Annotated in this window: 13 protein-coding genes; 8 read left to right on the top strand and 5 right to left on the bottom strand. The window is 55.7% G+C overall.

Features of this window, described 5'->3' with window-relative positions; all coding sequences use genetic code 11:
- The first annotated feature begins 14 nt into the window (after nt 1-14).
- From AC6I8R_RS19150 to malQ, 3 genes are all read left to right on the top strand, one after another.
- Nucleotides 15-773, top strand: a complete 759-nt coding sequence (locus AC6I8R_RS19150) for a DeoR/GlpR family transcriptional regulator (protein WP_013510838.1) — start codon at nt 15-17, stop codon at nt 771-773.
- Between the two features lie 148 nt (nt 774-921).
- The gene (malP, locus tag AC6I8R_RS19145; RefSeq protein WP_497832693.1) at nt 922-3,327 is read left to right on the top strand and encodes a maltodextrin phosphorylase; all 2,406 of its coding nucleotides are present in this window, start codon (nt 922-924) and stop codon (nt 3,325-3,327) included.
- Nucleotides 3,328-3,426: 99 nt separating this feature from the next.
- On the top strand, nt 3,427-5,487 hold the full coding sequence (gene malQ / locus AC6I8R_RS19140) for a 4-alpha-glucanotransferase (RefSeq protein ID WP_497832692.1): 2,061 nt from the start codon (nt 3,427-3,429) through the stop codon (nt 5,485-5,487).
- 37 nt (nt 5,488-5,524) lie between these two features.
- On the opposite strand, the gene nfuA is transcribed toward malQ, so the two are convergent.
- Together nfuA and gntX are read right to left on the bottom strand one after the other, a co-directional pair.
- Complete coding sequence (gene nfuA / locus AC6I8R_RS19135; RefSeq protein ID WP_013510835.1) at nt 5,525-6,100, bottom strand: Fe-S biogenesis protein NfuA; 576 nt, start codon at nt 6,098-6,100, stop codon at nt 5,525-5,527.
- A gap of 58 nt (nt 6,101-6,158) precedes the next feature.
- Nucleotides 6,159-6,836, bottom strand: a complete 678-nt coding sequence (gntX, locus tag AC6I8R_RS19130) for a DNA utilization protein GntX (RefSeq protein ID WP_415173660.1) — start codon at nt 6,834-6,836, stop codon at nt 6,159-6,161.
- A 34-nt stretch (nt 6,837-6,870) separates the two neighbouring features.
- Between gntX and bioH the strand changes: the two genes are divergently transcribed.
- Entirely contained in the window at nt 6,871-7,647 is a 777-nt protein-coding gene (gene bioH / locus AC6I8R_RS19125) for a pimeloyl-ACP methyl ester esterase BioH (protein WP_497832691.1), read from the top strand.
- Nucleotides 7,648-7,761: 114 nt separating this feature from the next.
- Nucleotides 7,762-8,031 (top strand): YdgH/BhsA/McbA family protein, encoded by a 270-nt coding sequence (locus AC6I8R_RS19120; protein ID WP_415173662.1) that lies wholly within the window; start codon nt 7,762-7,764, stop codon nt 8,029-8,031.
- On the opposite strand, the gene AC6I8R_RS19115 is transcribed toward AC6I8R_RS19120, so the two are convergent.
- Together AC6I8R_RS19115 and AC6I8R_RS19110 are read right to left on the bottom strand one after the other, a co-directional pair.
- Entirely contained in the window at nt 8,032-9,720 is a 1,689-nt protein-coding gene (locus AC6I8R_RS19115; protein WP_497832690.1) for a sugar phosphorylase, read from the bottom strand.
- Between the two features lie 125 nt (nt 9,721-9,845).
- Nucleotides 9,846-12,176, bottom strand: coding sequence for a Tex family protein (locus AC6I8R_RS19110; protein ID WP_497832776.1), 2,331 nt, complete (start codon nt 12,174-12,176; stop codon nt 9,846-9,848).
- Between the two features lie 207 nt (nt 12,177-12,383).
- On the opposite strand from AC6I8R_RS19110, the gene greB reads away from it, so the two are divergent.
- Nucleotides 12,384-12,887, top strand: a complete 504-nt coding sequence (greB, locus tag AC6I8R_RS19105) for a transcription elongation factor GreB (RefSeq protein ID WP_021184856.1) — start codon at nt 12,384-12,386, stop codon at nt 12,885-12,887.
- Nucleotides 12,888-12,987: 100 nt separating this feature from the next.
- On the opposite strand, the gene yjbE is transcribed toward greB, so the two are convergent.
- A complete protein-coding gene (gene yjbE / locus AC6I8R_RS19100) occupies nt 12,988-13,233 on the bottom strand; it encodes an exopolysaccharide production protein YjbE (RefSeq protein WP_021184855.1) in 246 nt (81 codons plus the stop codon).
- A gap of 491 nt (nt 13,234-13,724) precedes the next feature.
- On the opposite strand from yjbE, the gene ompR reads away from it, so the two are divergent.
- Both ompR and envZ read left to right on the top strand, forming a co-directional pair.
- Nucleotides 13,725-14,444, top strand: a complete 720-nt coding sequence (ompR, locus tag AC6I8R_RS19095; protein ID WP_001157751.1) for an osmolarity response regulator transcription factor OmpR — start codon at nt 13,725-13,727, stop codon at nt 14,442-14,444.
- A complete protein-coding gene (gene envZ / locus AC6I8R_RS19090; RefSeq protein ID WP_036626728.1) occupies nt 14,441-15,799 on the top strand; it encodes a two-component system sensor histidine kinase EnvZ in 1,359 nt (452 codons plus the stop codon). The genes ompR and envZ overlap by 4 nt, the downstream gene beginning before the upstream one ends.
- Nucleotides 15,800-15,801 lie beyond the last annotated feature (2 nt).

The raw sequence follows: 15,801 nt of genomic DNA, 5'->3' as shown, positions 1-15,801 counted from the left end.
AACAGGAGAGAGATGTGAAGCAGACGCAACGTCATGACGCCATTATCGATCTGGTCCGGCGTCAGGGATATGTCAGCACGGAAGAGCTGGTGGATCACTTTGAAGTCAGCCCACAGACCATCAGGCGCGATTTGAACGATCTGGCCGATCAAAACAAAATTCAGCGTCATCACGGCGGTGCAGCGCTACCCTCCAGCTCGGAAAATACCGCCTGGCAGGACCGAAAAATGATGTGGTCGGCTGAAAAAGCGCGTATTGCCGAGCGCGTTGCCAGCCAGATCCCCGATGGGGCGACATTATTTATCGATATTGGCACCACGCCTGAAGCAGTGGCGCATGCGTTGCTCAATCATAGCAATCTGCGTGTCGTCACCAACAACCTCAACGTCGCGATGCTGCTGATGGCGAAACCGGATTTCCGCGTCATCATTGCCGGTGGCGAAGTGCGTACCCGCGATGGCGGCATTATGGGGGAAGCCACCCTCGACTTTATCTCCCAGTTCCGCCTGGATTACGGCATTCTTGGTATCAGCGGTATTGATATGGATGGCTCGTTGCTGGAGTTCGACTACCACGAAGTTCGCACCAAGCGCGCGATCATTGAAAACTCACGTTGCGTGATGCTGGTGGTGGATCACTCAAAATTTGGTCGCAACGCGATGGTGAACCTGGGCAACATGAGCCTGATCGACTATCTGTATACCGACCTCACGCCACCTGCCAGCGTGATGAAGGTGATTGAGCAACACGAAGTACAACTCGAACTCTGCTAAATCTGCACGAGGCGGGTTTTTTTCTCTCCCGCCTTGTTTTTCTGTCGCTTTTTTCTCCTGACCCGTCTTTACTTATCCATTCAGGCCAGCATCCGGCCATGCGCTCCCCAATTTCGCTTCACCGTTACCGGACTCGGAAGGGATTGATATGTCGCAACAAAAATTCAATAAAGCGCGTTTTGACGCCGCACTTACCCGCCAGTGGCAATATCTTGGACTTTCTTCAGCACAACAAATGACGCCGCATCAATGGTGGCAGGCGCTAAGCGCTGCGCTGGCGGAGCTGCTGGCGACGCAACCCCCACTGACGCCACGCAAAGGCCAGCGCCATGTTAATTATCTGTCGATGGAATTTCTGATTGGCCGTCTGACCGGCAACAACCTGATGAATCTCGGCTGGTATCAGGAAGTGCAGGAAGCGCTGGCGACTTATCAGGTTTCGTTAAGCGAGTTACTGGAAGAAGAGGTCGATCCGGCGCTCGGTAACGGTGGGCTGGGACGTTTAGCCGCTTGCTATATGGATTCAATGGCCACCGTGGGTCAGGCAGCGATGGGGCATGGCCTGAATTATCAATATGGCCTGTTTCGTCAGTCGTTTGATGATGGCCAGCAAAAAGAAGCGCCGGATGACTGGCAGCGCGATCGCTACCCGTGGTTTCGCCATAACGCAGCGCATGATGTGCAGGTCGGTATCGGCGGCAAAGTTGAGAAAACGGAAAGCGGCGGTTGGTACTGGCAGCCCGCTTTCTGGCTAAAAGGGGAAGCCTGGGATCTGCCGGTGGTAGGCTATCGTAATGGCGTAACCTTACCGCTGCGGTTATGGAAAGCGACCAGCGATCACCCGTTTGATCTGACGCTGTTCAATGGCGGAAAGTTTCTCCAGTCGGAGCAGTCGGGCATTGAGGCGGCCAAACTCACCAAGGTGCTCTATCCCAATGACAACCATCAGGAAGGTAAACGCCTGCGCCTGATGCAGCAATATTTCCAGTGTGCCTGCGCGGTGGGCGATATTCTGCGGCGGCATCATCTGGCCGGGCGTTCGGTGCATGACCTGCCAGACTACGAAGTGATCCAACTGAATGACACCCACCCGACCATTGCGATTCCAGAGATGTTGCGCCTGCTGCTGGACGAACATCAGCTGAGCTGGGATGACGCCTGGCACATCACCAGCCGCGTGTTTGCCTATACCAACCATACGCTGATGCCGGAGGCGCTGGAGCGCTGGGACGAGCGTCTGGTGCGCAGTTTGTTGCCACGCCACATGCAGATCATCCGTGAGATTAACCGACGTCTGAAGAAACTGGTGCAACGTCAGTGGCCGGATGATGAGGCGGTGTGGCAGAAGCTGGCGGTGGTTGCGGAGGGTCAGGTACGGATGGCCAATTTGTGTGTGGTGAGTGGCTTCGCCGTCAACGGCGTGGCGGCGCTGCATTCCGAGTTGGTGGTGAAAGATCTGTTCCCGGAATATCACCAGCTTTGGCCGAAGAAATTCCATAATGTCACCAACGGCATCACCCCGCGCCGCTGGCTCCAGCAATGTAACCCACGGTTGTCGGCGTTGCTTGACGAGACATTGCAGGTGGAATGGGCCAACAATCTGGAGGCGTTAAAAGCGCTGGAGCCTTTTGCCGCTAAAAAAGCGTTCCGCCAGAAGTACCGCAAAATCAAGCAGGCCAATAAGCAGCAACTGACCGAGTACATCCGTCAGGTCACCGGTATTCAGGTGAATCCCGAGGCGCTGTTTGACGTACAGATCAAACGCCTGCACGAATACAAACGTCAGCATCTCAGCCTGCTGCATATCCTCCATTGCTACCGTCAACTGCGCGATGACCCAAAAAATCCTGACTTTGTCCCGAGGGTGTTCTTGTTTGGCGCGAAAGCCGCGCCGGGTTATTACCTGGCAAAAAATATTATCTATGCCATCAACAAGGTCGCTGAGGTGGTCAATAACGACCCGAAGGTGGGCGATAAGTTGAAGGTGGTGTTTATTCCTGACTATCGCATTACCGCCGCTGAACTGATGATCCCGGCGGCTGATCTCTCCGAACAGATTTCGACCGCCGGATATGAAGCCTCCGGCACCGGCAATATGAAACTGGCGCTGAATGGTGCGCTCACCATCGGTACGCTGGATGGTGCCAACGTTGAGATTGCGGCGGAAGTTGGCGAGGAGAATATCTTTATCTTTGGTCATACCGTGGATGAGGTTAAAGCGTTGAAGGCCGAGGGTTACCATCCGAAAAAACTGCGTAAGGCCAATAAACATCTCGACGGGCTGTTGAAAGAACTGGAAAAGGGCAAATTCAGCGATGGCGACAAACACGCCTTTGATTTGTTGCTCAACAGCCTGACGAAAAACGGCGATCCCTGGCTGGTGTTGGCCGATTTCGATGCTTACGTCGAGGCGCAACAGCGCGTTGAGGCACTGTGGAAGGATCAGGAAGCCTGGACCAAAGCGGCCATCCTCAATACCGCCCGCAATGGGATGTTCAGCTCCGATCGCTCTATCCGTGATTACCAGAAACGCATCTGGCAGGCGAAACGGTAAACCTGCACGTCTCGTAGCGGCGCGATTTATCGCGCTGATTGATTTTGCGCGATAAATCGCGCCGCTACCGAATGTGCCTTACGCGATTCAGGAGCAGCAATGACGTTGAACAAGTTGGATCAAGCCGCACAGGCCGCGGGCATCGCGCTGCGTTTTATCAATGCCAACGGCGAGCCTGCAACCATCAGTGATGACACCAAGCGGGCGCTGCTGGCGGTGATGGATGCGCCAACGGGCAAAGCACCGCCGTTACCGCCGGTCCAGGTATTCAGGGGACGGATGCAGCGCCAACTGACGCCGCAAGGCAGTGGCGAATTCCACTGGCAGTTGATTTCCGAACAAGGTAAGCAATTTCACGGCAGCGTGCAGGGGGGTGAACCGTTGACGCTGCCTCCCCGGTTACCACAGGGCTACCATCAGCTTATCTTGCGTAAAGGCCGCCAGCAGTGGCAAACCCGTATCATCCTCGCCCCGCGCCGTTGTTACCTGCCTGCGCCATTGGAGCAAGGTGAAAAACGTTGGGGGGCGCTGGTTCAGCTCTATACCCTGCGTTCCGAACACAACTGGGGCATGGGGGATTTTGGCGATCTGGAGCGCATGCTGGAACAGGTGGCGGCGCAGGGGGGCGATTTCGTTGGGCTCAATCCGCTGCACGCGCTTTACCCGGCACAGCCAGAGATGGCCAGCCCCTACAGTCCCACCTCACGCCGCTGGTTGAACGTGCTGTATATCGATGTCAGCCAACTGACGGATTTCCAGCAAAGCCACGCGGCGCAGCGCTGGTGGAACAGCGCCAAAACGCGACGGATGCTGGAGAAAGCTCGCGTCAGCGAATGGGTGGACTACAGCACGGTGGCAGAGCTGAAAATCCACGCACTACGTCTCGCATGGCAGGCATTTCGTCAGCATGGCGTCCAGCAGGAGGCGTTTCAGCAGTTTGTGGTGGAGGGGGGCGAGCAGCTGCGCTACCAGGCAGCGTTTGACGGCATTCAGGCAGAACGGCAGACCGACGATCAACAGGCGTGGGGCTGGACGGGTTGGCCAGAAGGCTGGCGCAATGCGCAGCAGGCCGAGGTCCAGCAATGGTGTACGCAGCATGAGGACGAGATTCAGTTCTGGAGCTGGTTGCAGTGGCTGGCGCAGCAGCAATTTGCGCAGTGCTGGCAGCGTAGCCAGCAGTTGGGGATGGCGGTAGGGTTGTATCGCGATCTGGCGGTCGGTGTGGCCCAGGGCAGTGCAGAAACCTGGCAGGACCCTCAGCTCTACAAGTTAGGTGCGTCGGTTGGGGCACCGCCAGACCGCCTCGGTCCACTCGGGCAAAACTGGTCGCTGCCGCCGCTCGATCCTCATGTGATGCGTGCACGCGGCTATCAACCGTTCATCGATCTGCTGCGAGCCAACATGCGCGATTGCGGCGCGTTGCGTATCGATCATGTGATGGGGTTGCTGCGCCTGTGGTGGATTCCCTGGGGTGAGACGGCGGATAAAGGGGCCTATGTCGCTTATCCGGTGCAGGACCTGCTGGCGATCCTTGCGCTGGAAAGTCAGCGCCATCGTTGCATGGTCATTGGTGAAGATCTCGGTACGGTACCTGCTGAGATTGTCAGCCTGCTGCGCAACAGCGGCATCTTTTCATGGAAGGTGTTGTGGTTTGAGCAGCATCGTGATGGGCGTTATCGTCAGCCAGAGGAGTATCCGCGCCAGTCAATTGCCAGTGCCAGCACCCACGATCTGCCAACCCTGACCGGATTCTGGGAGGCGGGTGACTTGTTGCTGGGAAATAAGCTCGGTTTGTATCCTGGTGAAAGCGTGTTGCAGTCATTGCAGCAACTGCGGGAAAAACAGAAGCAGGCGCTGCTGGATGCATTGCATCAGGCCGGGGCGTTAGCCAAATCCAGCGGTAAACAGGCGGCCAAACGGGGGATGTCACCCGCGCTCAATCTGGCGATGCACCGTTTTCTGGCGGCTACCGACAGCGTGTTGCTGGGCCTGCAACCGGAAGATTGGTTGGGTATGGACTCACCGGTTAATGTGCCGGGCACAGTTGAACAGTATCCTAACTGGCGTCGTAAGCTCAGTACCACGCTGGAGGCGATGTTTGCAGAGGGGGAAGTGCAACGATTGCTGAAGGCTGTGAGTATCGGCAGGAAGCGGGTTTAACGCGCGACAGCGTCGGGTCGCTGTCGCACGTTGGGAATCAGTAGTAGGAGTGCTCGCCGCGCTGGTGCTCGGTCAGATCGCGCACGCCTTTCAGTTCCGGGAAGGCTGCCAGCAGCTCTTTCTCGATACCGTCTTTCAGCGTTACGTCAATCATCGAACAACCGTTGCAGCCGCCGCCAAATTGCAGAATGGCGTAACCGTCATCGGTGATTTCCATCAGTGAAACGCGACCACCGTGGCCTGCCAGCTGCGGGTTGATCTGCGCCTGCAACAGGTATTCCACGCGTTCGACCATTGGCGCATCGTCAGAGACTTTACGCATTTTGGCGTTTGGCGCTTTCAACGTCAGCTGGGAACCGAGGTTGTCAGTGACGAAGTCAATTTCCGCGTCTTCCAGGTAAGGGGCGCTCAGCTCGTCAACATAGGCTGACAGCTTTTCAAACTTCAGCTCGGTATCCGTCGCTTCAACGGCATCGGGCGGGCAGTAAGATACGCCACACTCGGCGGTTGGTGTACCCGGGTTAATCACGAATACGCGGATCTGGGTGCCATCTTCCTGTTTTGACAGAAGTTTTGAGAAGTGCTCTTGGGCAGCATCAGTAATACGGATCATGGCGATTGCTCAATAGTTGACTAATTTAGTTGGTTATAATACGCCCAACGCCGACGCTCTACAAGGTACGGCACAGGCATCCAATCTGTACGCTGGCCGCGCCTGCGGCCTGCAACATGCGGCTGATTTCTGCCACCGTACTGCCGGTGGTCACCACATCGTCGATAAGCAGGATATGGCGTCCCTCTACCGGGATTTCAAGCTGAAACGCGCCGCGCAGGTTCTTTTTACGCGCCGATGCGCTCAGCTCATGCTGCACCGCAGCCTGACGTACGCGACTTATGCCTTCCCTGTAGTCACAACTTAGCCAGCGCGCCAGCGGTTGCGCCAACAGCGACGCCTGATTGTAGCCACGTCGCCAGTGGCGACGCTGATGCAGGGGCACGCTGAAGATGATATCTGGTCGGGGAAGCGCATAACATCGCCGCATGGCTAACCACTTTAGCAAAAGTAGCCGCGCCAGCATCACCCTGAGTGCGGTGGCGCGGCAAAACTTCAACTGATGAACCCAGTGGCTGAGCGGGGGTTGATAACCGCTGACGCAGATCAGTTGTTGCCACGGTGGCGGTTGTTGCAGGCAGCGCCCACAAACCTGATCGGCACGGGCGGGCAGGCCACAGCGTGGGCAAAGTTCGGGTAACACCGGCAACTGACGCAAACACCCGTTGCACAGACCGTGTTGCGCCATGCGTAGCGGCAAACGGCATAGCCAACACAGGGCAGGGATTGATAGCATAGCGACCTCCTTTTCACTTTCAGGATAATAACCGATGAGTTCGATCTGGTGGCACACCACCGGCACGGGGGATTGCGATCTTGTGCTGCTGCACGGCTGGGGATTGAATGCCGAAGTGTGGCAAAACATCATTCCGCGACTCAGCCCGCATTTTCGCTTGCACCTGGTCGATCTGCCGGGTTTTGGTCGCAGCCAGGGATTTGGTGCCATGACGCTGCCCGCTATGGCACAGCAACTGGTGGAGCATTTGCCGGAACGCAGCCTGCTGCTGGGTTGGTCGCTGGGTGGTCTGGTCGCCAGTCAACTGGCGCTTACGGTGCCGGAATCCATTCGGGGGCTGATCAGTGTGGCTTCGTCGCCATGCTTTACCGCCAGCGAAGAATGGCCCGGTATTAAGCCGGAAACGCTGCATGGCTTTCAGCAGCAATTAAGTAATGATTTTCAACGCACCGTGGAACGTTTTCTGGCTTTGCAGACGCTGGGTACGGAAAGCGCGCGCCAGGATGCTCGCCAACTGAAAGAAGTGGTGTTATCGCAGCCAATGCCGTCAGTGGCGGTACTGGAAGGCGGTCTGGAGATTCTGCGTCACTGTGATTTGCGTGCGTCGCTGGATGCTCTCAGGCTGCCATTCCTGCGCCTGTATGGCTATCTGGACGGACTGGTACCTCGTCGTATCGCGGCAGAACTGGATGTGCGCTGGCCACAATCGCCATCGGTGGTGATGGAGAAAGCGGCCCATGCGCCATTCATCTCGCACCCGGAAGCATTTTGTCAGCATATTCTTAGCTTTAGCGACCGTCTGCCGCGCTAGCTGGCAATTCTCCCGGAAAGGTCAATACTTTCCGGGTGGGCGGGAATGCTTTACCTCTGCAATCAACTTCCTGCCGACATCTCTGCAAATCAAATAATAACTGAGGATGATTACATGAAAGTTATCAACACGGTTGTGGCGGCGATGGTGATGGGCGCGATTTCCTTTTCGGCACTGGCAGCCAAAGAAGTGACTAAAGAAGAAGTGCAGAAAATGAATCTGGAGAAAATCGGTACGGTGACCACCACGGCAGAAACCACCTCGCCGATGGATGCCAAAAAAGAGTTGTCAAAACTGGCGGATGATAAGGGCGGAAAATATTTTCTGGTGATTGCGGGCCGCGAACATGGCAAGTTCAGTGCCGTCGCGGATGTGTATAAATAATCAACCCTTCAGCCACATAAATTGCCAGGCAGCCAGTCGCACCGGCTGGTTGCCATCAATATTCCCACCACTGATTAAATCGTGAAATTGCCGAGCCTGCGGCAACATCGTCTCAATCTCGCGACCGCTAAGATTAAATACGCAAAGAACCGCTTCCTGGTTATCAGGCTGGTGACGACGCAGGACCAGCAACGCGTTATCGCTGTCGAATAATGTCATCGGATTATCGGGATGGAACGCAGGTTGACGTGTGCGCAGTTGAATCAGCGCGCTCAGGCGTGCAAACACCTGCTGACGAAGCGCATTGCCGCCGCTCAGCAACTGTTCCATATCCCGCAAACTGAACTTCTCGCGATTGATGGCACGGTTGTGCCCGGCGACATGCACGCCTTCGTTGTCGTTACGTGAACCGAGGATGCTTTGAATATAGATGGCAGGCACGCCGGGAAAGGCCAACAGGATGGCATGTGCCAGCAGGAAACGGCGTAGTCGCGTGTTGTCATCGTCGTCCTGACGATTTAGCGCATCCAGATAGGTAACGTTGATTTCATACGGGCTGGTGGTGCCATCCGGATTGTTTTTGTAGGAAACCAGCGCCCCTTCCAGCGCGAGGTCACGCACCAACGCCACAATTTCCACTTCCGATAAAATGCCGCGCGCGGGATTGAGGCCAATGCCATCATGTGAGGCGAGAAAGTTAAAAAAGGTGGTATCACCGCTACCGGTGTCCAGCGTGCTGGCCCACTGACGCAGGGCGCGACCGGAGCTGGAATGAATGGCGTGCAGCACCAACGGCGGCAGGGAAAATTGATACACCATCTGCGCTTCGTCGTGGCCGTTGCCAAAGTAACTGATGTTGTCTTTGTGCGGCACATTGGTTTCAGTGACGATCACCGTACCCGGCGCGACCACGTTGGCAATCGCGCGAAATAATTTCACCAGCTGATGAGTCTTGGGCAGGTGGATACAGTTGGTGCCAGGCGTTTTCCACATATAGCCCACCGCATCCAGGCGCACGTAGTCGGCCCCTTTCTTCAGATAATCGAGCAACACGTTGACCATACGGATGAGGACTTCCGGGTTGGCGAAGTTGAGGTCAATCTGGTCAGCGCTGAAGGTGGTCCAGATATAGCGCGTTGCGCCATCCGCCATTTCGAATGGCGTCAGCAGCGGCGAGGTGCGAGGTCGGGTCACGGCACTGAGATCGGTGGCGGGTGGCATGCTGATAAAAAAGTCATCCCAGCCGGGATCCTGCGCCAGAAAATGGCGAAACCAACAGCTGTGCGCTGACATATGGTTGCAAACAAAATCGAACATCAGCCGGGTATGGGTGTGTAGCGCCGCGACATGCTGCCAGTCGCCGCAAATCGGGTTGACCTGGTGATAGTCGATAACCGAAAAACCATCATCCGATGAATAAGGAAAGAACGGCAGCAGATGGACCAGAGAAAATGTGTCTTGCAAATGTTGCTGATAAAAACGCGAGAAGGTGGCAAGGGTAGGGACATCTGGTTCACGCAATTGGTCGGCGTAGGTAATCAGCACCACATCTTTCTCATCCCAGCGCGGTTTCCGTGGGATTTTGACCGTATCCCGTGCCGCACGTATGTGGGAAAGCAGACGCTCACGAGCCGCCACAGGGAAAGTGCCTGCATAAATCTCATCAAGTAAGGCGTTGATAATATCCATCAGATCGCTGTGCCACGCGGAGGGTCATTTTTTCACACGGATTTTTTCAGCGTAGCTGGATGGGACGATTTATCAACCTGATGTGCGCGATGGCCTGGCGGCCACCGCGCGTTTTAAGGCAGGGGTTAGCGTTTTTTGCCGAAGGCGGCAGCCAGTGCATCACCCATTGCGCTGTTACCGGCAGGCTGACTGGCCGGTTTGGCCCGGCCCTTATTCGCCTGTGCCGGGCGTGCCGACTCTTTACCGGCACTGCGGTTGCCACCACCGCGCGCATTGTTCTCGCCCGGCTGCTCGTCCAGACGCATGGTAAGGGCAATACGCTTACGTTGCAGGTCAACTTCCATCACTTTAACTTTGACGATATCACCGGCTTTGACGACCTGGTGCGGATCTTCGACAAACTTATCCGACAGCGATGAAATATGAACCAGGCCATCCTGATGCACGCCAATATCGACAAAAGCGCCAAAGTTGGTGACGTTGGTGACAGCACCTTCCAGCACCATGCCGGGTAACAGGTCATTGAGTGTCTCCACGCCTTCTGCAAACTGCGCGGTTTTGAACTCAGGACGTGGGTCGCGGCCTGGTTTTTCCAGTTCTTTGATAATGTCGGTGACGGTAGGCAGACCGAAGCGATCATCGGTGAAATCACGCGCGCTGAGATTCCGCAAGCTACCCGGATTACCCATCAGTTCACTGAGCGCCTGCTCGGTGGCTGCCAGAATGCGCTCAACCACCGGATAAGCTTCCGGGTGGACGGTGGAGGCATCCAGCGGGTTGTCACCGTGATTGATACGCAGGAAGCCTGCGCATTGTTCAAAGGCTTTCGGGCCGAGACGGCTGACTTTCAACAACTGCTGACGGTTCTGGAAGCGGCCATTCTCGTCACGCCAGCTGACAATGTTCTGCGCCATCATGCGGGTTAAACCGGCCACACGGGTCAGTAGCGCCACCGAGGCGGTGTTGAGATCAACCCCCACGGCGTTCACGCAGTCTTCCACCACCGCATCCAGTTTCTTCGCCAGTTGGCTCTGGCTGACGTCATGTTGGTACTGGCCGACACCGATAGATTTGGGATCGATCTTCACCAGCTCAGCCAGCGGGTCCTGCAAACGGCGAGCGATGGAAACCGCACCACGCAGCGAGACGTCGAGGTCCGGGAATTCCAGCGCGGCCAGTTCTGAGGCGGAATAGACCGAAGCACCGGCTTCGCTGACAATCACTTTCTGCGCTTTGATCTGCGGATATTGTTTCTGCACATCAAGGAAGAAACGTTCAGTCTCACGCGATGCGGTGCCGTTGCCAATCGCCACCAGCTCAACCTGATGTTTGGCGCACAGCGCTGCGACAGCGGTCGCCGCTTTGGCGGTCTGTCCCGTATGCGGATAGATGGTATCGGTCGCGACCAGTTTGCCGGTGGCATCGACCACCGCCACTTTCACACCGGTACGCAGGCCGGGATCGAGGCCCATCGTGGAACGCATGCCTGCCGGTGCCGCCATCAGCAGGTCGTGCAGGTTACGGGCAAACACGTTGATGGCTTCATCTTCGGCGCGTTCGCGCACGGTGCCCATCAGTTCAGTTTCCAGATGCAGCAATACCTTGATACGCCACGTCCAGCTCACTACCGCTTTACGCCAACTGTCTGCCGGAGCGTTATTCAGACGCAGATTCAGGTGGCTGGCAATCAGCGTTTCACCGTGGCTTTCGCGCGGTGCTTCGTCAAATTGCGGGTCGGCATTCAGCGACAGTTGCAGCACACCTTCATTACGGCCACGGAACATCGCCAGCGCACGGTGCGAAGGAACGGTGCTGAGTGCTTCGTGATGATCGAAGTAGTCGCGGAACTTCGCACCTTCTTCCTCTTTGCCTTCAACCACGCGGGAAACCAGGTGGGCGTTTTTCCACAGATAATCACGCACTTTTGCCAGCAACGTGGCGTCTTCGGCGAAACGTTCCATCAGGATATAGCGTGCGCCATCCAGCGCGGCGCGCACATCGGCGACACCTTTGTCGGCATCGACATAGCCGGCAGCCAGTTGCTCAGGATCGTGCGACGGGTCTTGCCACAGCGTGTCGGCCAGCGGTTCCAGACCGGCCTCAATGGCTGCCTGTCCACGGGTGCGACGCTTCGGTTTATACGGCAGGTAAAGGTCTTCCAGCTCAGTTTTGCTGAGGGTGCCATTAATGGCGCTGGCGAGGTCGGCGGTGAGTTTGCCCTGTTCGTCGATAGATTTCAGAATCGACTGGCGGCGCTCTTCCAGCTCACGCAGATAGCCAAGACGGCTCTCCAGCTGACGCAACTGGGTATCATCCAGTCCGCCGGTGACTTCCTTACGATAGCGCGCGATAAACGGCACGGTATTCCCTTCGTCAAGCAAGCGGATGGCGGCGTCAACCTGTTCGTCACGCGCCTTCAGCTCACTTGCGATAATCTGGCTCAGCGAATCTTTCATCATCAGTTACTGTCTTGCTTACACGGGGTTAAGAAACAGGGGACAGTTATACGGGCTGAGGCTGAAAATTGCCAGACGGCGGCAGGTGAATCCGTCATTTTCTGAATGCGGCGCGCAGAACATCGCGCTTACCTTGCTGATGTTCGGCTGGTCGCATATTGTTAGCCTCCACTATGCTAAATCAGACCTGTATCACGAGTTGACGCTATGAAAACCCAACTGATTACCCGCGAGGGCTATAACAAACTGCGCGCTGAGCACGATCATTTGTGGAATGAAAAGCGTCCGGAAATCACCAAAATTGTCTCCTGGGCCGCCAGCCTGGGCGATCGCTCGGAAAATGCCGATTACACCTATAACAAGCGTCTGCTGCGGCAAATCGACCGCCGCGTGCGCTATCTGCGCAAATGTTTGGCAGAACTGAAGATCGTCGATTACGCCCCGCAGCAGGAGGGAAAGGTATTTTTTGGCGCCTGGGTCGAGGTGGAGAATGAGCAGGGCGAAATAAAACGCTTTCGTATTGTCGGCCCGGATGAAATTTATGGTGAGGTAAAGGATTACATCTCGATTGATTCGCCAATGGCGCGCGCCTTGATCAAGAAAGAAGTCGATGACGAAGTGACGGTGAATACGCCGGAAGGTCAAAAGTTGTGGTTTGTGAACCGTATCGAGTATCTGCGAGACGCGGAAGAAAAAAGAGGCGGAGAATAATAGCTTTTGTAAGAAAGCCGGGGGTGACACTTATTCTCCGGTGGCGAAAGGGCTGGTAAACAACAGGGAAGGCGCCGCGTTCCTGCCGCGCCTGATTTCATTACTTAGCGGGCATCGTGGTTGTGGTAGTCGAAGTCGAGGTGTTGGTGCCATGACCTCCGCCGCCTGCGGAGGCTAAGGCAACACCCAGTAATGCGGCAAGGGCACCAACCCCGATCGCTTCTGAGGTGCCTTTTGCGTTTGTGGATGCCTGCGTACCGGCGGCTTCACCGATGGCAGTTGCGGCCTTAGCTTGGGTGAAGCCCGTCAGGATCAATATGCCCAGCAGAACGGCGATTTTTTTCATCTTCTTTCTCTCCACATGAACGCAATTTCACCCGCCATGAGGGCAGTGTCGGAGATTGCGTCGGGAGAAGAAAGTGGTTGTTAATGGTTGATTTTTATTGCTTTATTTAATGATGGTCTTTATTTCATATTCGGGGTGGGATTCATCCGAGAGCGTAAGGGCGGCGTAATAAACAAACGCCACATTTTATCCCCCCGGCAGGGTTCGATGGCCTATTCTCAACAGGAATGTGTACAAAAAAGGCCGTCAGGAAGGCAGAGCCAGCAACAATCATAAAATGCGCTGATTTTTCAGAGATCCCTTAAACATATTGATCAGCCGAGCAAAAAGCGCGAAATGCGCCACAATTATGCGGTGAAATTAAAGATAAGCTGCTGTTTAATATGCTTTGTAACAATTTCGGCTAGAATATAAACCATTAATGACTGTCACTGTAAGGCATCTTTTTTTAACAATATTGGCTCAGGCAATGGCGCCTTTGGGAGTTGAACATGCAAGAGAACTACAAAATTCTGGTCGTCGATGATGATATGCGTTTGCGCGCGTTGCTCGAACGCTATCTCACCGAACAGGGCTTTCAGGTGCGCAGCGTTGCCAACGCCGAGCAAATGGATCGTCTGTTAACCCGCGAATCTTTCCATCTGATGGTCCTTGACCTGATGCTGCCGGGCGAAGATGGCCTGTCAATTTGCCGCCGCCTGCGTAGCCAAAGCAACCCGATGCCGATCATTATGGTTACGGCGAAAGGGGAAGAAGTGGACCGTATCGTTGGGCTGGAAATCGGCGCTGACGACTATATTCCGAAACCTTTCAACCCGCGTGAGCTGCTGGCGCGTATCCGTGCCGTGCTGCGTCGTCAGGCCAATGAACTGCCGGGCGCGCCGTCTCAGGAAGAAGCGGTGATTGCGTTTGGTAAATTCAAACTGAACCTTGGTACGCGTGAAATGTTCCGTGAAGATGAGCCGATGCCGCTCACCAGTGGGGAATTCGCTGTGCTGAAAGCGTTGGTTAGCCATCCGCGTGAACCGCTGTCCCGCGATAAGCTGATGAACCTGGCGCGTGGTCGTGAATACAGCGCGATGGAACGTTCTATCGACGTGCAGATTTCCCGTCTGCGCCGCATGGTAGAAGAAGATCCGGCGCATCCGCGTTACATTCAGACCGTTTGGGGTCTTGGCTACGTCTTCGTTCCGGACGGCAGTAAAGCATGAGGCGATTGCGCTTCTCACCTCGCAGTTCGTTTGCCCGCACCCTGTTATTGATCGTTACCTTGCTGTTCGTCAGCCTGGTAACGACCTATCTGGTGGTGCTCAATTTCGCCATTCTTCCCAGTTTGCAGCAGTTCAACAAAGTCCTCGCTTATGAAGTTCGTATGCTGATGACGGACCGCCTGCAACTGGAGGATGGTACCCAGCTGGAGGTGCCACCGGCCTTCCGGCGTGAAATCTATCGTGAACTGGGCATTTCGCTGTATACCAATGCGGCCGCGGAAGAGAGTGGGTTGCGCTGGGCACAGCATTACGAGTTTCTCAGTGAGCAGATGGCGCAGCAGCTTGGCGGGCCAACTGATGTGCGGGTTGAGGTAAATAAAAACTCCCCGGTGGTGTGGCTGAAAACCTGGTTGTCTCCCGATATCTGGGTTCGCGTGCCGTTGACCGAAATTCACCAGGGCGATTTTTCACCGCTGTTCCGCTACACGCTGGCGATTATGCTCTTGGCGATAGGTGGAGCCTGGCTGTTTATCCGGATTCAGAACCGACCGCTGGTTGACCTCGAACATGCTGCCTTGCAGGTGGGTAAAGGAATTATTCCCCCTCCATTGCGCGAGTATGGCGCATCCGAAGTGCGTTCGGTGACACGGGCCTTTAACCAGATGGCCGCGGGTGTGAAGCAATTAGCCGATGACCGCACCTTGCTGATGGCAGGTGTCAGTCACGATCTGCGCACCCCGTTGACGCGTATTCGTCTCGCCACCGAGATGATGAGCGAGGAAGATGGCTATCTGGCGGAGTCGATCAACAAAGATATCGAGGAGTGCAATGCGATTATCGAGCAGTTTATCGACTATCTGCGTACCGGCCAGGAAATGCAGACTGAGCGCGCCGATCTGAATAGCGTGCTGGGTGAAGTGGTTGCAGCGGAAAGTGGCTACGAGCGTGAGATTGAGAACGCGGTGATGCCAGAGGAGTTGATACTGGATATCAATCCGCTGTCGATTAAACGGGCGGTGGCGAATCTGGTAGTGAATGCGGCACGCTACGGCAATGGTTGGATTAAAGTCAGCAGTGGTCAGGAGCTGAATCGCGCCTGGTTCCAGGTCGAAGATGACGGTCCGGGGATTAAGCCGGAACAGTTGCAGCATCTGTTCCAGCCTTTTGTTCGCGGCGACAGTGCCCGAAGCACCAGCGGCACCGGTCTTGGGTTGGCGATTGTGCAACGTATTATTGATGCGCATGACGGCTCGCTGGAGATTGGTGTCAGCGAGCGCGGGGGCCTGCGTATCCGCGCCTGGCTGCCCGTACCGGGAACCGGAACCGCGCTGGTCAACAGCAACCATAACGTCTGACA

The sequence above is a fragment of the Pantoea sp. X-Soil-OKNW-713 genome, assembly GCF_059730685.1.
The sequence above is the reverse complement of the archived record's forward strand: the minus strand, read 5'-3'. Positions and strand labels throughout refer to the sequence as shown.